Below are 25,995 nucleotides of genomic sequence, written 5' to 3'. Positions count from 1 at the left end.
AAATCTTATGTATGAACGCCGGGTGGAACCTGGCAATGCCGCTATGAAGAACCCCTATTCAATGAATCAGCGCCAGGCAGGGTTTACCTTGCTGGAGTTGCTGGTGGTACTGGTCATCCTGGGTTTGCTGGTCGGTTACGTGGCGCCCAAGTATTTTGCCCAGCTCGGCAAATCCGAGGTCAAGACGGCGCGCGCGCAGATCGGCGCGCTGGAAAAGGCGCTGGATCAATACCGCCTCGATGTCGGGCATTATCCCACCACCGAGCAAGGCCTGCTTGCCTTGAACACCGCGCCTGCGGGCGAAAGCAAATGGGCAGGGCCCTACCTGCAGAAGAGCGTGCCGAACGACCCTTGGGGGCGGCCTTATCAGTTCAAGTCGCCCGGAGAGCATGGGGATTTCGACCTCTATTCCCTGGGCAAGGACGGCCAGCCCGGCGGTAGCGATGACAACGTCGATATCGTGAACTGGTAATATGCGCTATCAGGTACGGGCGATAAGCGCGGGCCGCCTGGTGTCGCTGGAGTTCGAAGCCCAGCATGCGGAAGAGGCGGCGGCCAAGGCGCGCAGCCAGGGATATGAAGTCCTGGCGACCACGTCGGGCGCGCAAGGCTTGGTCCGGGGTAAGCGCACACGTTTCCCCTTGCTGCTGTTCAGCCGGGAGTTATTGTCGCTGCTCAAGGCGGGCCTGGGGCTGGTAGAGTCCCTTGAGGGCATTGCCGAGAAGGAGCAGCGCCCGGAAATCGCCCAGGTGCTCAAGGGCGTGCTGGACGCGTTATACCGCGGGCAGACCTTCTCGGCTGCGCTCGCGGCTTACCCGTCCGCATTCCCCGGCCTGTATGCCTCCATGGTCAAGGCCAGCGAGCGCACCGGGGATTTGCCCGAGGCCTTGTTGCGCTATATCGGTTACGAGCAACAGGTGGAAGTGCTGCGCAAGAAACTGATCGCTTCCTCCATTTATCCCTTCCTCCTCATCACCGTGGGCGGCCTGGTCGTCCTGTTCCTGCTCGGCTACGTGGTGCCGCGCTTTTCCCAGATCTATGCCGATGCCGGCGAGAACCAGGCCTGGATGCTCAGGCTGGTATTGGGCTGGGCCGACATCATGGAGGTCCATGGGCAGAGCCTGTTGCTCGGGGGCGTGGTTTTTCTTGGATTGACGGTGGCGGCGCTCATGCGCCCAGGCGTACGCGGGCGCATCATGACCATGCTATGGCGCTTGCCGGCGATAGGCGAGCAAATGCGCGTGTTCCAGCTGGCGCGTTTCTACCGCACGCTAGGCATGCTGTTGGAGGGCGGCATCACCATCAAACAGGCATTGGAAATGGCGCGCGGCCTGTTGACGGCCTCCATGCACCAGAGCCTGGACAAGGCGGCGGCATTGATCCGCGAGGGGAGGGCGATTTCAGAGGCGATGGAAGCCGCCGGGCTGGTGACGCCGGTATCGCTGCGCATGCTGCGCGTCGGCGAGAAAAGCGGCGAGATGGGCAAGATGATGGAGCATATCGCCACGCTGCACGACGAGGAAATCGCGCGCTGGCTGGAGTGGTTCACCCGCCTGTTCGAGCCGCTGCTCATGATCTTCATCGGGCTCATCATCGGCGCCGTCGTGGTCATGCTCTACATGCCGATCTTCGAGCTTGCCGGGAGCCTGCAATGAGCGCGGCGAACGCCATGTTCAGCCAGGCGCGCATGGCCGAGGCCCGCAGCCTGGCGATGAGCAACAACCGCAGCATGATGGACATGCTGCAGGGCTTGTCCGCCCTGGATGACCAGGCATATGCGGAAGCCCTGGCCGGGGCCGTGCAATTGCGGCTTTTCAGCATGGAAGCCCTGCATGCCATGCAGCCCGCATTCGAGGTCATGAGCTTTACCATGGCCAGCCGCCTGCAGTGCCTGCCCTTGCGTGAGAACGGCACGCTCTGGCTCGTGCTTTCCGACCCATTCGACCAGGCCGTGCTGGACTGGGCCGCGGAATGGATAGCGGAGAACTTCAACACCGGGCTGGCGCATTTCCGCGATATCCAGGCTTACCTGAGCCGGCATGAGGAAGACCTGCGCGCCATGGATGGCAACCTGGTCGCCGTGGGCGAGGTCAATGAGGCGAACAGGGAGGATGTGGAGCACCTGAGCCTGCAGAGCATCAATGCCGACAGCAGCCCGGTGATCCGCATGGTGAATTCCACGTTGTACGACGCCTTGAAGGCCGGGGTGAGCGATATCCATATGGAAAGCGTGGCGGCCGGCCTGGTGATCAAGTACCGCATCGACGGCGTCCTGTCCCATGTCGGCAGCATGCAGGGCGCGGACATGGCCGAGCAGGCCGTGTCGCGCGTGAAGATTCTTGCCGAGCTCGACATCGCCGAGCGCCGCGTGCCGCAGGACGGCCGCTTCAAGGTGATGATGCAGGGGCGCGACGTGGATTTCCGCGTGTCCATCATGCCGAGCATTTATGGCGAGGATGCCGTGCTGCGGGTGCTGGATAGGAAATCCCTCTCCGACCAGGCCAAGGGGCTGTCGCTCAAGCAACTGGGCTTTGACGACTACATCATCGAGGATTTCCGCCGGCTGGTGCGCGAGCCTTACGGCATGGTGCTGGTGACCGGGCCGACCGGCTCCGGCAAGACCACTTCGCTGTATGCGGCCATCAGCGAGGTCAACCACGGGCACGACAAGATCATCACGATCGAAGACCCGGTGGAATACCAGTTGCCCGGCGTATTGCAGATTCCCGTCAACGAGAAGAAGGGGCTCACCTTCGCGCGCGGCTTGCGCTCCATCCTGCGCCATGACCCGGACAAGATCATGGTGGGCGAGATCCGCGACCCTGAGACGGCGCAGATCGCGGTGCAGTCGGCACTGACCGGGCATTTGGTGTTCACCACCCTGCATGCGAACAATGTCTTCGACGTCATCAGCCGTTTCCTGCATATGAACGTCGAGGCCTACAGCCTGGTGGCGGCGCTGAACGGCGTGATGGCGCAACGCCTGGTGCGCCTGGTGTGCCCGCATTGTGCCGAAACGGTGGAGGCCAGCGATGAGCTGCTGTTGCAATCCAGGATCACGCGCGAGCAGATAGCCCATTACCAATTGCGCCAGGGCAAGGGCTGCGGGCACTGCCGGGGCAGCGGCTACAAGGGGCGCAAGGCGGTTGCCGAATTGCTGGCGCTGGACGACGAGCTGCGCGAGATGATCATTGCGCGCGAACCGCTGCGCAAGCTCAAGGAGGCCGGCCGTGCGCGTGGCATGAAGAGCCTGCGCGCGGCGGCGCTGGAAGCCGTCGCGCGCGGCGAGACCACACTGGAGGAGATCAACCGTGTCACTTTCGTGGCGTGAGTTCCTGTTGCCAGGCTGGTGGCGGCCCAGAGTGGTCATTCACATTCAGCCTCGGCATATTGCCTGGTCCCGCCACCGCGGCGGGCTAAAACCCAAAATGCTGGATCAAGGAGTGATGCATGTTGAACACCATGGCAAGGATTTGCAGCCATTGCTCGCGGCATTGCCGCAAGTGATGCGTGAGACCCGCGCCGCAGGGGCAAGGGTCGAACTGGTGCTGTCGAATGCCTTCATGCGCTACGCCATCGTCCCCAACCCGGACGGGGCAGCCAATGGGGAAGAGCTGGCGCTATTGTGCCGCCATGCTTTCCAGCGGGTGCATGGGGATGTCGTCGCGCAATGGAGTATCCAGCTCAGCCTGGCCGCGCTGGGCGGCAACGGGCTTGCCAGCGCGGTGGATCAGGATTGGCTGGATGCCCTGGCGCAGCATGTCAAAGCGGAAAAGGGGCAAATGACCAGCGTGCAACCTGTGTTGGCGCATGCCTTCAACCGTTTTGCCAAGGCCGGGCAAGACGGTATTTTCGTGCTGCGCGAACCCGGGCGGCTGTGCCTGCTGGCCTGGCAAAACCGCAGCTGGTCTGCCGTGCAGCTGCAACCCGTGCTTGCCGACTGGCAGGCAACGCTGGACGCAGGCTTGCGCAGGCTGCGCCTGCAGCTGGCGTTGCCGGAAAGCACGCCGGTGCAATTATGCGAGCTTGTACAAGGGGATGTGCAGCTCAGCATGACGCCCTGGCGGGCGGATTGGTCCATGGCCGGAGGCATCGCATGAGGCTGGAGCTCAACCATGTGGCTCCAGCGGGCCAGGGCTCCCGTTACCAGGCGGGCCTGACCGTTGCTGCGGTTGTGGCCTTGCTATGTGGCTGGCAGCTGATGAACATGCGCGCCGAGCGCATGGATATCGAGCAGAAGCTGCAGCAAATACAGGAGGCACGCAAGCCGGTGCAGGTAGCTGCAATCCAGCCGCAGGCATTGTCGGCCGTGCAAAAAGCAGAAATCAAGGAAGCCAACGGCATACTGGACGAGCTGGGCAGGCCATGGCCTGCCTTGCTGAACCGGCTGGAGCAGGTGGCCCAGCCGGAAATCGCCTTGCTGGCGATACGTCCTGACGCTGCCAAGGGCAAGCTGCGCCTCAAGGGGGAAGCCAAGGATATCGCCTCCCTGCTCGCTTATCTGCAACGGCTGGAAGGCGTGCCGGAAATGCATGACGTCGTGCTCGACGAGCATGAAATGATGGAAAGGCCGGAAGGCGGCGGCATGGCGCATTTTATCCGTTTCGGCATCACGGCCAGGTGGGGGGCTGTGTGATGCAGCTTGGGATGGCCGCGTCTGTGGACTTCAAGTGGCTGCAATGGGCCATGCGCCGCGTGCAGTACCGGTTGGGGTGGCCCGGGATGGTCTTGGCCGCGCTGCTGGCGGCGACGGTTTGCCTGGTGGCGGTGTGGCTGGTGCCATTGCAAGCCGAAGTTGCGCAACTCCAGCAGCAATTGCAAGCGCAGGAGGCGGCGTTGCGCTTGCATCCCCAGCCGCAGCGCCAGCCCGTGAGTTCGCCGGAACAGGCATTGGCTCACGAGCTGGCCGAGTTTGACGCGCGCTTTTCCGGCATCCAGCAATTGCCGGACGAGCTGGGCGTGTTGTTCCGCCTTGCGGAAGGCCATGGCCTGCAAGTGGTCAAGGGCGATTATTCACTTTCGGAGAAAAAGCAAGGCAGCGTGCGGCGCTTCGAGGCCAACGTGCCGGTGCATGGCAGCTACCAGTCGGTGAAGGCGCTGGTGCTCGACATATTGGACGCCTTGCCGAACGTGGCATTGGCCGAGCTTGGTTTCGAGCGCGGCGAGGCGATGGAGAATGAGGTCAAGACGCGCCTGCGCCTGGTGTTCTTCATCAGGAAGCGCGCCGCATGAAGCTGCAATTCAAGCGGCATGGATTGCTGGCGCTGGGCTTGCTGGCGACCCTGGCCTTGGTGTTCAGCATGGAGGGCGAAGAGGATGCCGGATTGTTGCCAACCGCCCGGCCCGCGCGCTCCCAGGCTGCGCCATCAGCGCAGTCTCCTGTCAGCCGACATATCGAAACCCGGCAGCATTACCTTGACTGGGGCTTGCTGCAAGGCCGTTCCGTCGCGGCGGGAGCCGGACAGGCGCGGGCGGATTTGTTCAGGCCCCAGCGCTGGTATGTTCCGCCGCCCAAGACGGCAGCCGAGCTGGCTCCGCCACCGCCAACGGCGCCTCAGCCAGGGTTTGCCTATATAGGAAAATTGGAGGACGGGCCGCAAGGCACCGTCATTCTGCTGGCGAGCGCCAGCCAGCTCTATTCCGTCAGCGTCGGCGGGAATGTGGACCGTGCCTGGCGCCTGGACAAGGAGGACGACCAGAACCTCTACCTGACCTATTTGCCGCTCAACCTGCCCAAGACGCTGCTCAAGAAGAGCAAACTGGCGCCGGCTGTCAATCCTGCCAGCCATTTGCCGGGCGATCCGGATGATTTACAGGGGAATCTTTAAATGTTGTCGAGTTATGCATGGCGCGTCACTGGCCTTGTCAATGTAGTGCTGGTGTTGTCTTCATGCGCGCTGGCGCCCTGGCCCAAGCCTGGATTCCCGGGAGATACGCCCGAGGAGAAAATCACCAACACGCAGGCGGAACGCGAGAAAAAGCCTGAAGGCGTGAAAGAGCTGCAGCGCGTGCGTGTGGCGACCGAGCAGGGCGTCAACCAACTGCTGACCGAAGCCGAGGCGGCATTGCGCGACAGGCGCATGGCGGATGCGGGGGAATTGTTCCGCCGTGTGTTGGCGATCGAGCCCGACAATCCTAGGGCGCAATCCGGGCAATTGCTCATCGAGAGCACGCGCAAGCATGCGGAGCAGGTGCAGCACGCACGCCAGTTGCTGGAAAAGGGCGAGACAGACGCCGCGCGTGACATCCTGCACCAGGTGCTGCTGGAAGTGCCCCAGCATGAGGATGCCCTGCGTTTGCAGCGGGAGATTCGCCAGCAGCGCGCCCATGTGCGCATGGAGCCGCCCAAGCTGAAGCCTGCCTTCAATAAGCCGGTGAGCCTGGAATTGCGCGATGCCAATATCAAGATGGTGTTCGAGGCGTTGTCGCGTGCCACGGGCATCAATTTTATCCTCGACAAGGACATCAAGCCCGAGACCAAGGCCACGGTCTTCATCAAGAAATCGCCTATTGATGAGGCGATCGAGATGGTGCTGGCGACCAACGGCTTGCAGAAAAAGGTGTTATCCGAGAACACCGCACTGGTGTTCCCCAACACTGCCGCAAAACTCAAGGATTACCAAGACCTGGTGATACGCAACTTCTATCTCACCAACGCCAAGGCCAAGGATGTGTCCGCCATGGTGAAAACCATGCTCAAGACCAAGGACATTCACACCGATGAGCGGCTCAACATGATCGTGATCCGCGATACGCCGGAAGTGGTGCGCATCGCCGAAAAGCTGGTAGCAGCGAACGACCTGGCCGACCCGGAAGTGATGCTGGAGATCGAGGTGATGGAGGTGACGCGCGATAGGCTGCAAGAATTGGGAATTAACTATCCAACTAGACTTACTGCATCTGCAGGAGCACTACCTTCGGGATCTGTATCTATAGATTCACTGAGAAATAATAACTCTAGTACTTTAAATTTCAATACAACACTCTCTGCAGACTTTAAGAAACAAACAGGAGATGTGAATATTCTGGCTAATCCGCGTATTCGAGTACGGAATAATGATAAAGCTCAAATTATGGTGGGAGAGAAAGTACCCGTTATTACAACAGTTGCAACTGCTGGAGTAGGTTCTTCTCAAACAGTACAGTATCTTGATGTTGGGCTTAAATTGGAAGCGGAACCTCGTATTACGTTAGATGATTTTGTCAACATTAAGATAGCGCTCGAAGTTTCCTCTCTAGGATCGGCAACTGAGCTTACAGGGCGAGAGGGGGAGCGTACTGGTGTGGTATACCGTATTGGTACACGCAATGCTAGTACATTGCTACGTCTCAAAGATGGTGAAACGCAAATATTGGCTGGATTAATTAATGACGAAGAGCGCAAGAATACAAATCGCATACCTGGGATAGGGGATATACCACTACTAGGAAGGTTGTTTTCTTTTCAGAAGGATGAACGCAAAAAGACTGAAATTGTACTCGCTATTACGCCTCGTTTAGTCAACAACATCAGCCGTCCTGAATCCGAAGTGATGGAATATTGGTCCGGCACTGAAAATGGCATTACCGACCATCCGCAGATCAATGTCCCGGGTACTGGCCCTGCTGCCAATATGAGTCCACGCGAAATGATGATGCAGCGCTTGCGGCCTGAACCTGTTGCAGCACCTGCCCCAGAACCCGAGCCAACTCCGGCAGTAGTTGAGGAGACTCAGCCGGCGCAGGATAACTTCATGTCCACCCAGCCCAAGCCGGTGGTTCCCCTGGTGACGCCGGAGGTCGTGGTGCCCAAGGCTGCGCCGCAGCAGGCCCAATAGCATGATGCCGCGCCAGGCCGGGTTTACCTTGATCGAGCTGGTGGTGACGCTGACCATTGTCAGTATTCTTGCCAGCGCGTTGATCCCGCTTGGGCAGTGGAGCGTGAAGCGCCAGCAGGAGGCCGAATTGCGGCAGGCATTGCGTGATATCCGCAGCGCGATCGACGCCTACAAGAAAGCAGTGGAAGACGGCAAAATCATCGTCAATGCGGATGCCTCCGGCTATCCGCCCAGCCTGGAAGTGCTTGCCAATGGCGTGCCGGATGCCAGCAGCGAAAAGAAGCGCCTCATCCGCTTCCTGCGCCGCCTGCCGCGCGATCCGATGTTCCCGCAAAAAGACGTGCCCGCGCAGGACACCTGGGGCAAGCGCAGCTATGCCAGTCCACCGGACGCGCCACAGGCGGGCGCAGATGTATTCGATGTATATTCCCTTAGCAGCGGCACTGGCCTCAACGGCATTGCCTACCGGGAGTGGTGATGCCATTTAAGCATAAGCGGGGATTCACTCTGGTCGAGCTGCTGGTGGTGATGGCTATCCTCATGTTGTTGCTGACGGTCGCGGCACCCAAGTATTTCAACGGCATTGAGCGTGCCAAGGAATCCGCGTTGAAGCAGACCCTGGTAGTGGTGCGCGACGCAATCGACAAGTTTCATGCGGATAACGCGCGCTATCCCGATTCGCTGGAGGAACTGGCCGAGCGCAAATATATCCGTGCAATCCCCATCGACCCGATCACAGAAAGCAGTGAAACCTGGCAGCTAGTGGCCCCGGAGGAGGAAATGCCGGGCGAACTGTACGACCTGCATAGCGGCGCGGAAGGACAGGCGTCGGATGGCACCTTCTATGCCGAGTGGTAGCGTACAGCGCGGCTTCACTTATATCGGCCTGCTCATGATGATCGCGGTGATCGGCATCGGCCTCGCAGCCCTCGGAGAAGCCTGGCATACCGCATCGCAGCGCGAGAAGGAAAAGGAGTTGCTGTTCGCCGGCGGGCAGATACAGGCCGCAATCACGCGTTATTACCGAGAGACCCCCAGCCCGGTCAAGCAATATCCGGCAAGGCTTGACGACCTGCTGCTCGACAAGCGCGGTCCCAAGCCGCAACACCATTTGCGCAGGATTTATATCGACCCGATGACTGCCAGCAAGGACTGGGGCCTGGTTAAGGAGCAGGAGCGCATCGTTGGCGTCTACAGCCGCTCCAATGCCCGGCCGTTCAAGCAGGACGGTTTTGACGAGGCGCAGCAGGCCTTCTCTGGGGCGGAGAGTTACCAGGACTGGGAATTCTCCGCCAAGCAGGGGGCCGACAATGGCGGCGGCAATGCCAATGCCCGCAGCCCGGTCAATGCCGAAATGCCATCAGCTTCCGCATCGGCGGCTGCTCCTGCCAGCTCGCCTGTGGCAGCAGGCAATGGCAGTGGCGGGAACCCGGAGAAATATGCCAATTGCGGGGCCGCGCTTGATGCGGCCAACCTGGCCTGCCATAGCGGTTGCGGTTTGCTGACTTCGCCGGCTTGCCAGAGTTGCCTGGGAGCGGCGTTTAATAGTTATCGGCAGTGTTTGCGATAGCAACAAGGGCGAGCGTAGCGAAGCCAAGCCGCTGTTGTTTTTGACCTTGGGTTTGGTTTCCCCGTCTGGCTGCGCCGAGTAGCGCAGATCTGTCTGGATCAAGAGCTTGCGTCTGTCTGAGCGAAGCGAGTTCAGCAAGCTCCCAGACAGATTGAGCAACGCAGGGAACCGGGAGCTTTGCTCCCGGCGCAGACTCCGGGGTCGCCTTTTGTTTGGTTCCTTTATTTTGGCGAAGCAAAATAAAGGGACTCGCTGACAAGCGAAAGGCAACGGGCCAATGGTCTGCAACAGTGGTCAAGACCATTGTTCCTTCAACATCCCCATCCCATCAGGCTCAACGATTTTCCGTCTTCATCAAAACTGCGATTGGCGCGAGGATGGGTTTCGCCCCGCCGGGCGAGTATCTTTCTTTTGTTTCGCCAAAAGAAAGATACGAAAGAAAACGCAGTTTCGGCGGAGCCAAAAGGCGACCCGATTGTCTGCGTCCCGGAACGTTGTTCCGGGCAACCTGCGTTGCTCGCTTTTAATGGGGACTGGCTGAACTCGCTAGCGCTCAGACAGACGCCAGTCCTTAATCCATTAAAAGCTGCGCTACTCGGCGCAGCCAGACGGGGAATTCAAACCCAACGTCAAAAGCAACAGCAACTTGGCTTCGCTGCGCTCGCCCTTGGTTTTGTGTTAATTCATGTTTTTGCTGATGCGCCGGTATGCCTGCAACACCCTGGGCACATAAGCCTGGGTTTCCGCATAAGGCGGAATGACATTGCCATGCCGTTTTACCGTGGCCGGGCCGGCATTGTAGGCGGCAAGCGCCAGGCTGATGTCGCCGTTGAATTCGCGTTGCAATTGACTGAGGTAGCGCGCGCCGGCCATGACGTTCTGTTCAGGATCGTACGTATTGCGCACTCCCAGTCGGCGTGCCGTGGCTGGCATCAGTTGCATGAGCCCGATCGCACCGCGGGAGGAGACTGCCATCGGCCGGTAGCTGGATTCAGCGTTGATGACGGCGTGGAGCAGGGCCGGGTCAAGCTGGGTGGCATGCGCGGCAGCCGCGACCGCGTCGTGGAAAGGCAATGTGCTGGCGTTGGCCGAAGGCGGCGTGGCGGCGGATTCGCTGATGTGCCATGCGCAATCGTGCGATACCCCTGTATTGGAAATATACAGCGCCTCCTCGCTATCGCCATGCAGGCAGATATCGGCACGCGATTCCGGTATCAGGGATAACCAGCTCCAGAAAGCCAGGATGAATATCAAGCCAAGTTTGCTCATGTCTGCCAGGGTGCCGAATCGATATGACATGCCCATGACGTTTGCAGCATGCGGGACTAGTTCTTTGTGACTACGGCGGGCCGATATTTTGTCATGTGTTGTTGCTATAACCCTATGGGTCGATTGAAGGGATATGCCGTAGGCAGCATATCTTTTGACATTGAAATAAGAATGCCACGCCGTTTTCACGGGATTGAAACCTGAGTGCCAGAGAATGCACGCTGGGGAGGACGGTATTTTGCTGCAACTACAATCAATCGGGGTTATGGACAACTATAACAAGGATCTCACGCCGGATCAGGCGAGCGCCTTTCTGGAAGTGGTCGATGCGTCCCTGCGTATTAAGAAGAAGGCGCAATTTTTTTCTTGGCTGCAAGGTCATTTTCAATTCCTGCTGCCGCATGAGGTATTGTTATGCGGCTTTGCCATCGGCGCGGGGCGGGTGTTTTCGCTGGAGACGTTCAGCAGCACGCGCTATGTGACAGATGCGCATGTGACGATTGCCATGCAGGAGGAATCCGGCGTAGTGATGAGGGCCATACGGGCCTGGCAGCAGACATCCCAGCCCGTGTTGGTGGACCCTTACCTCAAGGACGGCCATTTCGGCAGTTTCACCGTACCCAGGATCGACCATGGCAACCTGCAGGAAAGCGAACTGCGCAATATTGCGGCTTACGGATTATCCTCCGCCGATGGCAGTATCTCCTCCTTCTTCTGTTTTTCGCGCGTTTCCGGCGAGCTGAACGCCAACCACGCCTACATGCTGGAGCTGCTGGTGCCTTATCTGCATTCCGTGCTGATGCGCGTCAGCGATAGCGTGGCCAATATCGGCGAGGTGCTGGGGGATGGAGCCACCGCAGGCCTGATTACTGCCCGGGAAAAGGAAATCCTGCAATGGGTGCACACCGGCAAGAGCAATTGGGAAATCGCCACCATTCTTGAAATCAGTCCGTTGACCGTCAAAAACCACATGCAGAACATCCTGCGCAAGCTGGATGTGCAGAACCGCAGCCATGCGGCTGCCAAGGCCTTTCGCCTGGGGCTGATCCGCCACCAGTCCTGATTTCCCTGTGCTGCGCTGTGATCTGCTGCGCGCCATTTCCAGAGCGTTTTTCATCCCGGGTTTTTGCTCAGGCGCTGCCTAGTCCTAAAGAACTAGGTCGGCACCATATCCACTTCACATTCTATTTTTAAGATGCCTCAAGTCGCGAATTTTGAGAAGGCGCAGTTGAGTACGTTCGGTAGTGTGCGGCGTGACGAATGTAGCGGCTCAAAGAGGTTTCGTTCAGTTTTTATGTCAATTTTCGGGAGTTATGACAATGAATATCAAGATGAAGGCTTTGGTTGCTGCCGCTGTTGCAGCAATGAGCGTTTCTGGCGCGGCGAATGCTGCATTGCAAACTAGCGCATCAGGTAATAGTAGTTTGGTTTTGACTGTAATAGATAAAGTGGATGGAAAGTCAGCAACCTTTGATCTGGGTTTTAGTTATTCAGATTTCGCAGTTGGTGCGGCTGGTTCTTCTGCAAGTTTTAGCTGGGATTTGAATTCTGGAAATTATGCTGATGCATGGAATGCATTGGTTGGTGCAAATGATCTGGTTTGGGGTGTTCTTGCCGCGGATAACGTAGGGAGCATCAATGAGGCTGGTTCGATGGGTTTCATTACTACTGTTCGTGATGGTCAAGTTCTGCCAACTAATTTGCGTATGGCTCAGTTCTCTACGCCAATGGCTCAGTTTGATAATTATCTAAATGGAAACAATAGGTTGGGAAATCATGGCACCGTTGAAAATGGTGCGAGTGTTGCTGAGCTTCAAGATGGCAATGCATATGGTGGAAATTACTACAGTCAGGACAAACTTAAAGGCTTTGGTCCCCTTGCTGTAAGTGCTGTGGGTGTTGAGCAAGATGTTGTGCAGTACTTCAGTGCTGTTGGTGCATTAGGCTCTCTGACCTACGTTCAATACGATGCTACTTTCAAGCTCGATGCCAACGGTCTTTTAACATACACCGTAGCTGCCGTACCTGAGCCAGAAACCTATGCCTTGTTATTGGCAGGCCTTGGCCTCGTAGGTGCTGCCGCACGCCGCCGCAAATCTGCTTAATTGCAGTCCCGGCTCCGTCTCAAAAGGGCGGAGCAGCCTTCCGTAGTTTTATTCAATAGATATCAATATTGGGAGATTCAAATGCAAATCAAACAGTTGATCCTGGCCGTTGCGGCCACTTTCGCCGCCGGTTCCGTGCTGGCTGCCCCTGTCACCCCTGCCCAGATCGGCGCTGCCCGCACTGCCGGTACATTGCAGGAAACCTGGATTTCCGGCGCTTCCGCTCCGACTTTCAACATCTACAGCGGCTTTGCGCTGGGTTGCGACGCCGATTCCATTTCCCTGTTCTCCAACTCCAGCTCCGACAGCAACGTGCGTCCTGGTTCCCTGGGTAACTATGCTGCCTATGCCTGTACCCGTGGCGGCGTGGTTTCCGTGGTTTACCACACTGTGGCCGATGGTTCCTGGAACGCTTATGCGCCTCACATTGACGGCACCCAGTTGCAGCGCCTGCGCCGCCTGGACCAGGCCAACTGCCAGGTTGCTACCGGTGCTTTCCCCGGCCATGTCAACTACAAGAGCTGCCAATTGGTCAATCCGGCTGCAACGCCTGATGGCGCAGTAGTCAGGCCTGCCGGCGGTTTCTCAGATGTCGAGGCTTCCCTGTTCGGTTTCGACGTATCTTCCGCAGGTACTGAAGCAGAAGCTTATGTCGGCCAGACTTTTGGCGTGGCCGTCAGCTTGCCGCTCTACCGTGCTTTGCAGGCTGCACAAGGCTTGACTCAGAATGATGATCCAGCCAATGCGCCTAATATCTCTTCTGCTCAATACACTTCCATTGTTGCGCGATTCTCTGGATACCAGACTGATTGGTCTCCAATCCTGGGCGCTGCAGGGGCAGGCAAGGCGATTTACCTGGAGCGTCGTGTATCAACTTCCGGTACACAAGCCAGTTCCAATGCTCATTTCCTGAAGAACCCTTGTTCCAGTGGGTTAAATGCTGATTTGGAACCTGCTGGCGCTGGTGATTCTACAAGTACATTCGTAGTGACTGAACATAGCGGTTCCGGCAATGTTAAAGGTGCCTTGACGACGCGCGGTAACAATGGCGAGTTCGCCATCGGCGTATTGTCCATGGAAAACAACTGGCGTGTGGACAGCCCTGCCAACGAGGGTTATCGCTATGTGAAGCTGGACGGCGTGCATCCTGAGGCTGGCACGTTCAACGGCAACGGCAACGCCCTTGCTGATGGTATCGAGTTTGCCCGTGAAACTGCCATCAACGGCGATTACGCATTCCATATCGAAATGCGCTCCTTCGTTGCCAACACGGCTGATGCTTTCGGCGCGCAGTTGATTCCTGAAATCACTGCCGCGCTGGGTAACCCAGCCAGTTGCTCCGACGTGCCACGCGGCCTGACCCTGAACCCGCTCGGCGGCTCCATCTGCAACAGCGCTGCTGTTGAAGGCGAGCTGCAAGTGGTTGCCAAGGGTACGCGTTTCGGCAACAACTGCGCTCCTCAGCAAATGTTCTTCTAAGTTGGTCATCACCAGGGTGTAAACCCAAGTCGTGCCCGAGCACTTCCCTGCGTAAACAGGGAAGTGCTTTTTACTCTGGATTCCGTCATGGGTGTGTCATATGGGCTTCATATGATAGGCGCGCCCGGCTTGCGCGGATTCAGGTCATGCAAGCCGAGAGCGGCTAATAAAGCAATTGGCGCTGGAACAAAGGCTCCGCCTGTTTTATTAGCCATTTTCCATATGTGAATTTCCAGGAAAGTATCAAGCGTGCGTTTATTTTTGTTATGTATGGCCGGGCTGCTGTACCTTGCGTCGATGTCCGGGCTTGCCGCCGCGGCTGATGGCGGTTTGCCAGGCGAGGAGGCATCCGCGGAAACGGTGGAAGAGCAGGCCGGGGAGGATCAGGCCAGGTTCGACATCATGGAGTTCAGCGTGAGCGGCAATACCGTATTGGCCGCAGGCAGGATAGAAGAGGCGGTGTATCCGTTTCTCGGCGAGGGCAAGACCATCGATGACGTCGAAGGCGCGCGGGCGGCCCTGGAAAAGGCTTTCCACGATGCGGGCTATCTGACTGTATTCGTCAACACGCCGGAGCAGGAGGTCGCCGACAAGACGGTCAAGCTGGAAGTACTCGAAGGCAAGGTGGAAAAGCTGCGGGTGGTGGGGGCTAAGTATTATTCGCTGGGCGTGATCAAGCAACGGGCGCCCGATTTGGCCGAAGGCAAGGTGCCTTATTTCCCCGATGTGCAGCGCCAGCTTGCCCGGTTGAATGCCCAGCCTGACCGGCAGGTGGCGCCTGTGCTGCGGCCGGGTAAGTCGCCCGGCAAGGTGGAAGTCGATCTCAAGGTGGAGGACAAGCTGCCGCTGCATGCCAGCCTGGAGCTGAACAATCGCTATATCGCTAACACCACGCATACGCGGCTCAATGGCTCCATTCGTTATGACAATCTGTGGCAGCTCGACCACAGCCTGAGTTTGAGTTTTCAGGTGACGCCGGAAGATACCAATGAAACGAGGGTGCTGTCCGCGACTTATCTGATTCCGACATTGGCGGGGGATTATTGGGCGTTCTACGGCGTGGTGTCGCGCAGCGACGTCAGCGCTATCGGGGATGTGAACGTGATCGGCAACGGTAATATTTTCGGCCTGCGCTACATTCATCCCTTGCCCGCGCCTGCGCTTTCCGGCTATTTCCACAATGTGACGCTGGGAGTCGATTACAAGGATTTCAAAGAGTCTACGCGCCTGATCGGCGAGGGGTTCAATACGCCCATCAGCTACATGCCTTTTTTTGCGGGATACGACAGTACCTTGCAGACGGCAAAAGGCACGACCCAGATCAACCTGGGCCTGACGTTCGCCGTCCGCGACCTCGGGTCGGATGAAGAGGAGTTCGCCATGAAGCGCTCCAGGGCCCAGGGCAGCTTTGCCTATTTGCGCGCGGACATCAAGCATACGCACACGCTGCCCAGGGAGTGGAAGTTGTTCGGCCGTTTGTCCGGGCAGGCGGCAGGCGCGCCCATTATCGCCAACGAGCAGTTTTTCGTCGGCGGCGCGGATACGGTGCGCGGCTATTACGAGGCCAGCGCGCTGGGCGACAAGGGGCTGTTCGGCACTGCCGAGCTGCGCACGCCCTCGTTGGCGAAATATCTCAACATGGATGGCGAACTGGTGGGTTCGGTGTTCTACAGCGCGGGCCAGGTGCGCATATTGCGGCCCCTGGACGAGCAGCAAAGCGTGTTCAATCTGGCATCCGTCGGCGTGGGCCTGCAGTTGAAGAATTGGCACGGATTGACGGCAGGGTTTGATTTCGCCCGCGCGTTGCGGACGGCGGGAATGGTCGATAAGGGCGATTCCCTGCTGCATTTCAGGCTGGCGTACGACTGGTAAGCAAGGGTTTAGGAGGTTGGCATGAATCGAGGATTATTCCGTTTGGTGTTCAACAAGCGTCTGGGGGCATATGTTCCGGCGCACGAGTTGGCGGTGACGGCCGCCAGCGCAGGCCAGGGACGGCGCGCCCGCAGGCGCACGCTGGCCGCGGCGCTGTCTCTCGTTGCTTCAGGCAGCGCGCTGGCGGCAGATCTGGCACCTTTGCCAGTTTCCGGCCTCGTCATGGGCGGCGGCGCATGGAGTAATGCGCAGATTTCCGGCGCCACGCCCACGGTGACCACGATCCAGCAGCTGGCGCCGCAGGCCATCGCCAACTGGAGCCAGTTCAACCTGGCGAGCGGCCATACGCTCAACATCAACCAGGAGGCGACCTGGTCCATGCTGCACCGCATTCATGACAACAGCCCCAGCGTGATCGCCGGGACGATCAATGCGCCGGGCACCAATTATTTCGTCAATACCAATGGCATTATTTTTGCCCAGGGCGCGCAGGTGAACGTGGGCTCGCTGTGGGCCATGACCTCGGCCGACATGATGACCACGGACGCCTTGTTCACCAACGGGTTGCTCGCCAGCCTCAGCAATACGCCGGTATTCCGCAATACCGGGGGCTTCATCAAGGTGGAGAAGGGCGCCGCGCTCACAGCGGCCAGCGGCGGCCGTATTGCCCTGTTTGCCAAGGATGTGGAGAACAGCGGCATCATCAAGACGCCGGACGGGCAGACGATATTGGCCGCTGGCGAGCAGGTGTACCTGAAGTCCAGCACCGACCCCGCCGGGCTGCTGGTGGAAGTGAATGCGGGCGGGACGGCCGCCAACCTGGGCGAGATTATTGCCGACCGTGGCAATGTGACGCTGGTGGGGCTGGCCGTCAATCAGCAAGGGCGAATTTCCGCCAGCACGTCGGTGCGCGCCAATGGTTCCATCCATTTGCTGGCAAGGGATACCGTCACCGCCGTTAATTCTTCAGGCGGTTATCAGTATGTGCCGCAACGCCATGGCACGGTGACCATAGGCAAGGACAGCGTCACCGAGGTGCGTGTCGAGACGGATGACAAGGAGGAGGTGCTGGCCAGCCAGACCCTGGCGCCATCGCGGATCAATGTCGAGGGCCGCACCATCAATATCGACGGCCTGCTGCGGGCCAAGGGCGGCGAGATCAATATTACGGCGAGCGTTGGCAATGGGGTCGGCCAGACTGCCGAGCAAGACCCTGTGCGGGTGTTCCTGGACGAGCACGCCACCCTGGATGTTTCCGGCGTGGATGCCCGGGCGGCCATGGAAAAGAACCAGCTTTCGGTGGAACTGTATTCCGACCAGTTGAAGGATACGCCGGTCCTGCGCGGCAGCGCGCTGTTCGGCGAAAGGGTTTATATCGACGCGCGCAAGGGCACGGATATGTTCGATATCTCTCCGTTGCTGGCCATGCGTACCCAGACGATTGCCGAAAAAATGAGCAAGGCCGGCACGGTGAATATCGTTTCCGCTGGCGATGTCGTGACCAAGGCCGGGTCGGTGATCGATGTTTCCGGCGGCGTGATCGATTACGACGCCGGGTTTATCCGCGAGAGCCGGTTGTTGTACCAGGGCCGCGCCGTCGCCATCTCGGATGCGAACAGCTACACCGATTACGAGGGGCTGACCGATGTCTACAAGAAAATGGATCCCAAATGGGGCTGGACCGATAGAAAAGAGCTGAACCCGAATGGCAAGGGCACCTGGCAGGCAGCCTATCGCGAAGGCCAGGATGCCGGCACCATCAACATCAGCACTACGCGCCCGGCCTTGCTGAATGGCGACATGCAGGCCAGCACGCGCACCGACGTGACGCAGCGCGGCAATTTTCCTGAGGGTGGTAAATTCAACCTGACCACAAGCGCAGGGGTGACGCGCATACAGGAAGCCTCTGCAGTGGTCCCCGCCGATTTTACTGTCAACGACGCCAATACCAGCACTGAAACCATACTCGGCACCGCGCTGCTGAGCCATGGGTTCAACCATATCGGCGTGGATAGCGGCGGGGCGATCGTGGTGGATGCCGATATCGTGACCGACCCCAATGGATCGGTGAATCTCCAGGGCGGCGGCGTTGATATCCGTCACGATATCGTCACGCCGGGCGGCGATATTACCGTGGCGACCAAGGTTGCCAACCAGTCGGTCACCGTCAGGGACGGCGTGCGCCTGATCACGGCAGGAAATTGGAACAACGATAACCCACAGTTGGCCGGGGCCATGCAGACGCCGGTCGCGTTGGACGGCGGCAGCATCAGCCTGACCGCGAGCCAGGATGTGGTGCTCGGGCAAGGCACGCTGCTTGACGCCAGCGCGGGCGCGTGGCTGAGCAGCACCGGCACGCTGCGGACGGGCGACGGCGGCGATATCAGCCTGCAAGGGCGGGCGGTGGAGATCGGCGGGCAGCTGCAATCCTATGGCTTCAGCCAGGGCGGCGCGTTCTCTGTCTCGACATCGCAGGATGTGCAGATCGGCGGCCAGCCAGCCGGGCCTGCTGATTTCTGGCTGCAGGAAGCCTTTTTCGAGCAAGGCGGGTTTTCCTCCTATACCGTCCGTAATACGGCCAATGGCGGCGAATTCGTGGTCGGCGACGCTTCGGGCGGGGAAACGCTGATCCATCCCAAGATGCAGACACTGCTGCTGAAAGCGGGCTACAGCACTGTGGCCAGCGGCGCAAGCATGAGCCAGGTGGCCGCGCCGGTATTGCTGCCAGAGGGGCAGCGCGCGCCAGCCTCGTTGAGCTTTTCGGCTTACGGCGGCCAGACGTCACTGGCCGACCTGACCATCTTGCCCAATACGGTGATCCGCACCGACGCGCCCAATCTTGCGGCGCAGGTAGGCGCCATCAGCCTTGAGGCGAGCCGCCAGCTCACCATGCTGGGCAGCCTGTTTTCGCCATCCGGCGCTATCAGCCTGCTGCTGCGCGGCGATGCGGACCAGTTGCCCTATGACAACCAGCAGAGCATCTGGATAGGCGGCGATTCGATCATCAGCGCGACCGGCAGCTATGTCACGCCGGCTGGTTCCGCGCGAACGTTGAGCAGCGCCAAGGTGCTGGACGGCGGCAGTATCGCGATCAATGCCGGAAGAGGCTTCGTGGTCGCCGAGGAAGGCAGCCTGCTCGATGTTTCAGGCGCCTCGGGCAAAGTGGATGTGGATACCGGCAGAGGCGTACAGCGCCAGACCTTGCATGGGGCGGCGGGTAGTATCGATATCACGGCGCGGGAAGGCATGATTCTGGATGGCGACTTCCGCGGCGGCGCGAGCGGCAGCGGCGAGGGCGGCACATTGAACATTGCGCTGAGGGGAGATTTGAATGGGGCTACCCAAGTGCCCCCCACGCCGTCCGTCCAGCGCGTACTGACGGTGACCAGCAGCAAACAGGCGCAGGGCGATGGCCTGAATCCGCGCGACAGCCTGGCGGCTTTTGAAGGCAAGGCGCAGATTTCCACGGAGCAGATCAATGCCGGGGAGTTCGATCATGTCAGCCTGGAAAGCACGACGGAAGGCCGTGCGGCCAATGCCGCCCAGCGCGACCGCATCGTGCTGGAGGATGGCGTCCGGCTGAGCGCGCCGGAGACATTGGCCTTGACTTCGGCCTCGTTTGAAGTGGCGGATAACGGGATTGCCGAGGTGCAGTCGTCCCATGTCACCCTGGCAGCTCCGCAGGTCAGCAATACGGTGCAGGCCGGCAGCGGCGCCTTCAGGGTGACGGCCGATTTCATCGACCTGAATGGCACTGTCAACCTGTCTGGCATCAATCAGGCCGAACTGAACAGCCGCCTGGATATCCGCATGCGCGGCCTGACCTTTGACAATGCGGGATCATTGCGCACCAACGGCAACCTGCTCATGACAGCGCGCCAGATTTATCCTGTGAGCAACAGCAGCTTCAATATCGAAGCGCTGGGCGCGGACAGCAATATTACCATCCGCTCCAGCGGCGAGGCCTACCGGCCGGTGTTCAGCGCGGGCGGCAAGCTCGGCTTCAAGGCGGATACCATCAACCAGGAAGGCGTGCTGCTGGCGCCCCTGGGCCAGATATCCCTGGATGCCGAAAGCGATCTGGTGCTGGGTGGAAACAGCCGGACGTCGGTTTCGGCCGAGGGCTTGAGCATTCCTTATGGTACGACCATAGAGGGCGGGACGTCATGGGTGTTGCCCAATGGTTTTGGCAATACCCCGGCGGAAAAACGCATTTCCTATACCGCGAAGGATGTCGATCTGCGGGAAGGGGCCGTGATCGATATTTCGGGAGGCGGCGACACTTTTGCGTATGAATGGATCGACGGCATAGGCGGCTCCACCGATGTGCTGTCGCAGCCGGGCTATTACGCCGTCGCGCCCGGCATGAAAAACGAATATGCGCCTTTCGATTATGACTATGTCAAGGACAATGCGCCGCAGATCGGCGATGCGGTGTATCTCTCCGGCATTCCGGGGCTGGAGCCGGGGTATTACACATTGCTTCCGGCGCATTACGCCCTGCTTGAGGGGGCGTATCTGCTGCAGGCCGGCCCGGGGCAGAATCTCCGCCAGGGAACCAATACCATGCTGCATGACGGCTCCTACCTGGTTTCCGGCTACCAGACCAATATCAACAGGAGCAGCCGCAATGCCGTCTGGGAAACCTTCCGCGTGACCAATGGCAACGTATTCCGCACGCCTGCCGGATCCGTGACGCGCGCGCCTGCCGAATACATGATCAGCGGCGGCAACACCTTCTTTGCCGCACAAGCGGAAGCGGCCGGGCTGACTCCTCCGCGGCTGGCCGGGGATGCCGGGCAACTGGTGCTGTCGGCGACCGATACCCTCCTGCTCAACGCCACCTTGAATACCAGCAGGGCCGCAAACGCCCGTGGCGCGATGGTGGATATCGTTTCCAGCAAGATCAGCGTCGTTGCCGAACTCGGGGCCGATGACGGCACCCTGCAGCTCAAGGCGGGCTCGCTCAATGACATGAATGCGGAAAGCATTCTGCTGGGCGGCCAGCGCAGCCAGGGTGATGAGGCGACGGAAATCACGACCATATCGAGCGAGGTCCGGTTCGCCAATGACGCCAGCCATGCGCTCAAGGTGAACCAGCTGATTGCCACGGCCTCGGATACCTTGACTGTGCAAAGCGGCGCGGTGATCGAAACCACGGCTTCGCCTGACCGGGGCAGCGCCAGTTTGAGGGTCAATGGCGACGGCGCCTTGCTGGCGGTATCCGGCGACAGCGATCTGGCGTTCGACCGCGTCGGGACATCCGGCAGCCCCACGCGCGGCGTGCTGGATATCCAGGCTGGCAGCCAGATCAAGGCCGCGCGCTCCCTGGTGCTGGATGCGACGCGGCAATCCACCCTGGACGGCACGGTCAACGTCGATGACGGCGGCTCCGTCACACTCGGCGCGCAGAGCATCGTGCTGGGCAACCCTGCGGCTTCCGTGGCAGGCATGCAGGTGGATAACGCCTTGCTGGCAAGCCTGGGCAACCTCGGGCAGGTGACCTTGAACAGCCATGGCAACCTCGACCTGTATGGCGAGGTGGATTTCGGCAGCAGGAACCTGGATGTCACCCTCAATGCCGCTGGCATTGTCGGCCATGAGACGAGCGCGGATGGCGCTGCCAGCCTGCAGGCCAACCACCTGGTGCTCAGGAACTCGGCGGGCGCGGCGTTGACGCCGGCGGCTTCCGGCAGCGGCAAGCTGCTGATAGAGGCCAACAGCATTCGCGTCGAAGGCAGGAATGAGGCCGCCAGCGGCAATGCCGCGAATGCGGGCAACTTTGCCGTCAGCGGATATGAGAATGTGGATATCGCCAGCGCGCGGGACGTGACGTTCAGCGGCAGCGGCAGCCTCAACCTCGACGCGGCGCAAGCCCATATCAGCAGCGCATTGGTCACGGCGGATACCGGCGCCGAATACAGCCTGAACGCGGCAGGCAACCTCATCACCGTGGCCAATGGCGCCAGCCTGCAACAGTCCGCAGACGGGCTCGGCGGCAAGCTGAGCATCGTGGCGCAGCAGATGACCCTGGGCGGCAATATCGAGCTGGCGTCTGGACAGTTCGCCGCGCGCACGACGCAGGGCGATCTCAATGTCACTGCCGATATCGACACCTCGTCGCGCGCGGTGCGTTTTGACCGGTTTACGCGTTATACCCCGGGCGGCACCGTCATCCTGCAGTCCGAGCAGGGTGATCTCAATGTGGCGAGCGGCGCTTCGATCGACGTGAGCGGCGGCGAAGGCGGCAACGCGGGAACCGTGAAGGCGCTGGCGGCAGGGACGGTCGATATCGCCGCGGGCGCACTGCGCGGTGAGGCCGCGGCGGGCAATACCGGCGGCAGTTTCGTGCTGGACAGCGGCAGCCTGGGCAATTTCTCCGTCCTGAACGAGGCATTGAACCAGGGCGGCTTCGACGCGTCGCGCGAGCTGCGCATCCGCAATGGCGATGTCACGATTGCGGGCAACGATGTCGTTAGGGCGGACCGTTTCGTACTGAGTGCGGATGGCGGCGGTATCGAAATAGCGGGAACCGTGGATGCCAGCGGCGGCAATGGCGGCGATATCAAGATATATTCGCGTGACGACTTGACGCTGCGGGCTGGCGGACAATTGCTCGCCAGGGGCGAGGCTGACGGCAAGGGCGGCGACATTCTGCTGGCCAGCGAGCGCGGCAGCGTGAAGGCTGAAGTGTTCGAGGCCGACGGCAACACCCGCCTGGCGGATGCCGCCTTGATCGACGTGGGCGGCGGCGAGCGCGGCCAGGTGAATATGCGCGCAGGGCGCGAGGGCGCGTCCGGCCTCAAGGTGGACGAGGCTGCGACGGCTGCCGTAGCCGGGGCCGGCAAGATATTGCTCGAATCGGTCAGTGTCATGGATATGGGCGGCGGCAGCACGCTGAACAATGCGACGTTGGCCGCCATCAAGGCGGATACCGACGCCTTCTATGCAGGCGCGGAAAGCGCGGCGGCGGCCTACAAGGCCAGCAGCGACGGCGTGAGCGCGATTGTGGCGCCGCATACGGAAGTGCGCGTCGATGGCAATACAACCTTGTCCAATGATTGGAATCTGAATACCCTGTCGCAGGGGCGCGATGGCGCGCTGACGATTCGCAGCGCAGGCAACCTGCAGTTGAACGGCAGTATTAGCGAGGGCTTCAATGGTGTTGCGACGACGTCGGCATTGGCCGCTGGCGATTCGTGGTCGATCAATCTGATATCCGGCGCCGATATGGCTGCAGTCAATACCTTATCGACCATCAAGAATGATGCCTCTGGCAACCTGACGTTGGCGAATGCCAAGCTGGTGCGTACCGGGACCGGGGATATCAACATCGCCACCGGCGGCAACCTGACGCTGGGTAATGCGGCGTCTGTCATTTATACCGCAGGCAATGCCGCCGCACCTCTGGATGGGTTTGTCGCGCCAACTACAGGCGACGGTTTTGGCAATAATGGCGCGCAGTACCTGACCAATGGCGGCGATCTGAACATTGCTTCGCAAGGCGATATTACCGGGGCCTTGGTGAATGCGAGTGGTACGCAGCAGGTCGTGAACAATTGGCTGTTCCGCCAGGCTGGGGGTACAGGAAACAAGCATCCGACCTGGTGGTTGCGTACCGATTTGTTCCAGCAGGGTGTCGCGGCATTTGGCGGCGGCGACGTACAGATCAGCGCTGGCGGCAATATTACTAATTTCTCGGCGTCAGTCCCGACGACTGCCCGCTATGCGCCTGATGCGGCAGTGGTGGATGGCGGCGGCAATCTCAGCATATCATCGGGCGGCGATATCCTGAATGGCATGTATTTCGTCGGCAAGGGCGAGATGGAGGTGTACGCTGGCGGCGAGATCGGACGCACTTTCAATGCGCAGGGCAATGCCGTGACCTTGGGCACAACCCTGGCGTTGCAAGATGCGACAGCCAGTGTATCGGCTCTGGGCAATGTTTATATTGAATCCGTATTCAACCCCACGCTGTTTGCCCAGACAACGACCAATGCCCAGAGCGTCTTGAACGCGACTGGACGCAGCGCCTTTTTCAATACCTATTCCGATCAGGCGGCGATTGATGTGGCTTCACTGGGCGGCAACGTAACCTTCGGCGTTAAAGCGACCAGCGCTTCCAGTCTCACTGGCAAATTCACCGGCCTGGCGACGCCTGCCAACTCCGTCATGAGCCTGACTTACTATCCCGGGACAGTGAGCGCCACGTCTTTTGGCGGCGATATCGTGGTCGGCGACATGAAATTGATGCCCAATTCTGATGGGAACCTGAGCCTGCTCGCCGCGGGCAGCATCCTGGCTGACCAGGTTGTCGTGTCGGATGCCGATCCTGGCCTGATACCCAGTCCCAGGTCTCCGCTGCAGAATCCGCAAAATGTGCTGGAAGCGCGTATCGTGGACACCCATGCCGCCATCCCGCTCCATCTCAATAACGCGACGCCTATTGCGATCGTGGCGCGGGAGGGCTCGCTGACGAGCTGGACGGCCTCCGTGGTCAACCTCACATTGCCCAAGCAGTCGGTCGTGGTCGCGGGGCAGGATATCCGTGACCTCAATGCCAACCTGCAGAACATCCGCGCTGGCGACCTGAGCGTCATCCGGGCAGGCCGCGACATCGACTATACCGGCACGGCGGGCGGCATCAATATCGGCGGGCCGGGCAACCTGCTGGTGGAAGCCGGCCGCAACCTTGACCTTGGTTCCAGCCAGGGCATCAACAGCCTGGCGAACACGGCCAACCAGTATCTGCCGGACCAGGGCGGCTCGGTCACGGTGCTGGCCGGTGTGGGAGAAGGGGCGAACCTGGAGGATTACATCGATCGCTACATCCAGCCCGACGGCAGCGGCCCCTCGGTACTGCAAGACAATGCTTCCGGGCTGGCTGAGTACCGTGCCGACACCGCAAAGGCATTGACGGATTACATGCGCGGACTGACCGGCGACGAGACGCTTTCCGAAGCGGATGCCTTGACCGCCTACCTGGCGCTGGAGCAGGACCAGCAGGCGGTGTTCGTCTATCGGCATTTCTCGTCTGAATTGCTGGCGTCCGGCAAGGCATATGCGACGACGCAAAATCACGAGCGCGGCGATGCGGCGATTGCTTCGCTTTGGCAGGCCGACAGCTATCAGGGGGATATGAGCCTGTTCAAGAGCCGTATCCGCACCGTACGCGACGGCAGCATAGACTTGCTGGCGCCGGGCGGCATGATCAATGTCGGCGTCCCAGGCGGGGATGGTTCCGGCGACATCGGGGTGGTGACCGAAAGCGGCGGCGATATCCGCGCCTTTGCGGAAACCGGCTTCCAGGTCAACCAGTCGCGTGTGATCACTCAGTACGGCAGCGATATCACCGTATGGGTGAATCATGGCGACATCGATGCTGGACGCGGTTCCAAGACGGCATTATCCATTCCCGAGATTGAAGTCAGCACGGACAGCTACGGCCGTACCACCCGCAGGGTCAAGGGCGCGGCTGCAGGCAGCGGCATCCAGGCGCAGACATATGACGCGGACGGCCCCGACGGCCCCATGCAGGCGCCCAGGCTTGGGACAGTCTCGCTGATGGCGCCGCGCGGCGTGCTCAATGCCAGTGAGGCCGGTATTGTGGCAGGCGACTTCCTCGCGGTGGCGCCCGTGATGCTGGGAACCAACAATATCAGCGTCAGCGGCCAATCCACAGGATTGAGCATGGCCAGCACTGTGTCGTTGGCGAGTTCCGTGGTCGGCGCTTCTGGCGCGGCATCGTCGGCGACCAGCACGATGGCGGACTTCGGCAAATTGCCTGTGAGCCAGGATTTCAATCCAAGAAGCATGCTGCCGTCGTTCGTGTCGGTCGAAGTGCTGGGCCTGGGCAATATCGTCAAGTAAGGCGGGTTTGCGC

Annotated in this window: 17 protein-coding genes; 16 read left to right on the top strand and 1 reads right to left on the bottom strand. The window is 60.0% G+C overall.

Annotated elements, in window-relative coordinates:
- The first annotated feature begins 43 nt into the window (after window positions 1–43).
- The 11 genes from gspG to ACJSDX_RS01770 all read left to right on the top strand — a co-directional run bounded on the left by gspG (window position 44) and on the right by ACJSDX_RS01770 (window position 9,387).
- A complete protein-coding gene (gene gspG / locus ACJSDX_RS01820) occupies window positions 44–472 on the top strand; it encodes a type II secretion system major pseudopilin GspG (protein ID WP_309565668.1) in 429 nt (142 codons plus the stop codon).
- A 1-nt stretch (window position 473) separates the two neighbouring features.
- Window positions 474–1,655 (top strand): type II secretion system F family protein, encoded by a 1,182-nt coding sequence (locus tag ACJSDX_RS01815; RefSeq protein ID WP_407993230.1) that lies wholly within the window; start codon window positions 474–476, stop codon window positions 1,653–1,655.
- Window positions 1,652–3,331 (top strand): GspE/PulE family protein, encoded by a 1,680-nt coding sequence (locus tag ACJSDX_RS01810; protein WP_407993229.1) that lies wholly within the window; start codon window positions 1,652–1,654, stop codon window positions 3,329–3,331. The genes ACJSDX_RS01815 and ACJSDX_RS01810 overlap by 4 nt, the downstream gene beginning before the upstream one ends.
- Window positions 3,332–3,446: 115 nt before the next feature.
- On the top strand, window positions 3,447–4,100 hold the full coding sequence (locus ACJSDX_RS01805; protein WP_407993228.1) for a hypothetical protein: 654 nt from the start codon (window positions 3,447–3,449) through the stop codon (window positions 4,098–4,100).
- Window positions 4,097–4,636, top strand: coding sequence for a PilN domain-containing protein (locus tag ACJSDX_RS01800; protein WP_407993227.1), 540 nt, complete (start codon window positions 4,097–4,099; stop codon window positions 4,634–4,636). The genes ACJSDX_RS01805 and ACJSDX_RS01800 overlap by 4 nt, the downstream gene beginning before the upstream one ends.
- An 11-nt stretch (window positions 4,637–4,647) precedes the next feature.
- Window positions 4,648–5,232, top strand: a complete 585-nt coding sequence (locus ACJSDX_RS01795; protein ID WP_407993226.1) for a hypothetical protein — start codon at window positions 4,648–4,650, stop codon at window positions 5,230–5,232.
- Entirely contained in the window at window positions 5,229–5,828 is a 600-nt protein-coding gene (locus tag ACJSDX_RS01790; RefSeq protein ID WP_407993225.1) for a hypothetical protein, read from the top strand. The genes ACJSDX_RS01795 and ACJSDX_RS01790 overlap by 4 nt, the downstream gene beginning before the upstream one ends.
- On the top strand, window positions 5,829–7,817 hold the full coding sequence (locus tag ACJSDX_RS01785; RefSeq protein ID WP_407993224.1) for a secretin GspD/PilQ domain-containing protein: 1,989 nt from the start codon (window positions 5,829–5,831) through the stop codon (window positions 7,815–7,817). It begins immediately after the preceding gene.
- 4 nt (window positions 7,818–7,821) lie between these two features.
- Complete coding sequence (locus ACJSDX_RS01780) at window positions 7,822–8,295, top strand: type II secretion system protein (RefSeq protein ID WP_407993552.1); 474 nt, start codon at window positions 7,822–7,824, stop codon at window positions 8,293–8,295.
- The gene (locus ACJSDX_RS01775; RefSeq protein ID WP_407993223.1) at window positions 8,295–8,675 is read left to right on the top strand and encodes a type II secretion system protein; all 381 of its coding nucleotides are present in this window, start codon (window positions 8,295–8,297) and stop codon (window positions 8,673–8,675) included. The genes ACJSDX_RS01780 and ACJSDX_RS01775 overlap by 1 nt, the downstream gene beginning before the upstream one ends.
- The gene (locus ACJSDX_RS01770; protein ID WP_407993222.1) at window positions 8,662–9,387 is read left to right on the top strand and encodes a type II secretion system protein; all 726 of its coding nucleotides are present in this window, start codon (window positions 8,662–8,664) and stop codon (window positions 9,385–9,387) included. The genes ACJSDX_RS01775 and ACJSDX_RS01770 overlap by 14 nt, the downstream gene beginning before the upstream one ends.
- 678 nt (window positions 9,388–10,065) lie before the next feature.
- On the opposite strand, the gene ACJSDX_RS01765 is transcribed toward ACJSDX_RS01770, so the two are convergent.
- Complete coding sequence (locus ACJSDX_RS01765; protein WP_407993221.1) at window positions 10,066–10,686, bottom strand: lytic transglycosylase domain-containing protein; 621 nt, start codon at window positions 10,684–10,686, stop codon at window positions 10,066–10,068.
- 235 nt (window positions 10,687–10,921) lie between these two features.
- On the opposite strand from ACJSDX_RS01765, the gene epsA reads away from it, so the two are divergent.
- The 5 genes from epsA to ACJSDX_RS01740 all read left to right on the top strand — a co-directional run bounded on the left by epsA (window position 10,922) and on the right by ACJSDX_RS01740 (window position 25,982).
- Window positions 10,922–11,719 carry an XrtB/PEP-CTERM-associated transcriptional regulator EpsA gene (gene epsA, locus ACJSDX_RS01760; protein ID WP_287110106.1) on the top strand — a complete coding sequence of 266 codons (798 nt, stop codon included), beginning with the start codon at window positions 10,922–10,924 and terminating at the stop codon, window positions 11,717–11,719.
- 256 nt (window positions 11,720–11,975) lie between these two features.
- Window positions 11,976–12,761 (top strand): PEPxxWA-CTERM sorting domain-containing protein, encoded by a 786-nt coding sequence (locus tag ACJSDX_RS01755; RefSeq protein WP_407993220.1) that lies wholly within the window; start codon window positions 11,976–11,978, stop codon window positions 12,759–12,761.
- 81 nt (window positions 12,762–12,842) lie between these two features.
- A complete protein-coding gene (locus ACJSDX_RS01750) occupies window positions 12,843–14,240 on the top strand; it encodes a hypothetical protein (protein WP_407993219.1) in 1,398 nt (465 codons plus the stop codon).
- A 249-nt stretch (window positions 14,241–14,489) separates the two neighbouring features.
- Window positions 14,490–16,112, top strand: a complete 1,623-nt coding sequence (locus ACJSDX_RS01745) for a ShlB/FhaC/HecB family hemolysin secretion/activation protein (RefSeq protein WP_407993218.1) — start codon at window positions 14,490–14,492, stop codon at window positions 16,110–16,112.
- A gap of 21 nt (window positions 16,113–16,133) precedes the next feature.
- The gene (locus ACJSDX_RS01740; RefSeq protein ID WP_407993217.1) at window positions 16,134–25,982 is read left to right on the top strand and encodes a filamentous hemagglutinin family protein; all 9,849 of its coding nucleotides are present in this window, start codon (window positions 16,134–16,136) and stop codon (window positions 25,980–25,982) included.
- Window positions 25,983–25,995 lie beyond the last annotated feature (13 nt).

The organism is Methylobacillus draconifructus (assembly GCF_045984355.1).
Classification (GTDB): Bacteria; Pseudomonadota; Gammaproteobacteria; order Burkholderiales; family Methylophilaceae; genus Methylobacillus; species Methylobacillus flagellatus_A.
This window is presented reverse-complemented; position numbering and strand designations above follow the sequence as displayed.

Bases quoted from the DNA above. Each gene is read 5' to 3' on its own strand.
- gspG (WP_309565668.1), top strand. From the start codon at position 44: ATGAAGAACCCCTATTCAATGAATCAGCGCCAGGCAGGGTTTACCTTG.
- ACJSDX_RS01815 (WP_407993230.1), top strand. From the start codon at position 474: ATGCGCTATCAGGTACGGGCGATAAGCGCGGGCCGCCTGGTGTCGCTG.
- ACJSDX_RS01810 (WP_407993229.1), top strand. From the start codon at position 1,652: ATGAGCGCGGCGAACGCCATGTTCAGCCAGGCGCGCATGGCCGAGGCC.
- ACJSDX_RS01805 (WP_407993228.1), top strand. From the start codon at position 3,447: ATGCATGTTGAACACCATGGCAAGGATTTGCAGCCATTGCTCGCGGCA.
- ACJSDX_RS01800 (WP_407993227.1), top strand. From the start codon at position 4,097: ATGAGGCTGGAGCTCAACCATGTGGCTCCAGCGGGCCAGGGCTCCCGT.
- ACJSDX_RS01795 (WP_407993226.1), top strand. From the start codon at position 4,648: ATGGCCGCGTCTGTGGACTTCAAGTGGCTGCAATGGGCCATGCGCCGC.
- ACJSDX_RS01790 (WP_407993225.1), top strand. From the start codon at position 5,229: ATGAAGCTGCAATTCAAGCGGCATGGATTGCTGGCGCTGGGCTTGCTG.
- ACJSDX_RS01785 (WP_407993224.1), top strand. From the start codon at position 5,829: ATGTTGTCGAGTTATGCATGGCGCGTCACTGGCCTTGTCAATGTAGTG.
- ACJSDX_RS01780 (WP_407993552.1), top strand. From the start codon at position 7,822: ATGCCGCGCCAGGCCGGGTTTACCTTGATCGAGCTGGTGGTGACGCTG.
- ACJSDX_RS01775 (WP_407993223.1), top strand. From the start codon at position 8,295: ATGCCATTTAAGCATAAGCGGGGATTCACTCTGGTCGAGCTGCTGGTG.
- ACJSDX_RS01770 (WP_407993222.1), top strand. From the start codon at position 8,662: ATGCCGAGTGGTAGCGTACAGCGCGGCTTCACTTATATCGGCCTGCTC.
- ACJSDX_RS01765 (WP_407993221.1), bottom strand. From the start codon at position 10,686: ATGTCATATCGATTCGGCACCCTGGCAGACATGAGCAAACTTGGCTTG.
- epsA (WP_287110106.1), top strand. From the start codon at position 10,922: ATGGACAACTATAACAAGGATCTCACGCCGGATCAGGCGAGCGCCTTT.
- ACJSDX_RS01755 (WP_407993220.1), top strand. From the start codon at position 11,976: ATGAATATCAAGATGAAGGCTTTGGTTGCTGCCGCTGTTGCAGCAATG.
- ACJSDX_RS01750 (WP_407993219.1), top strand. From the start codon at position 12,843: ATGCAAATCAAACAGTTGATCCTGGCCGTTGCGGCCACTTTCGCCGCC.
- ACJSDX_RS01740 (WP_407993217.1), top strand. From the start codon at position 16,134: ATGAATCGAGGATTATTCCGTTTGGTGTTCAACAAGCGTCTGGGGGCA.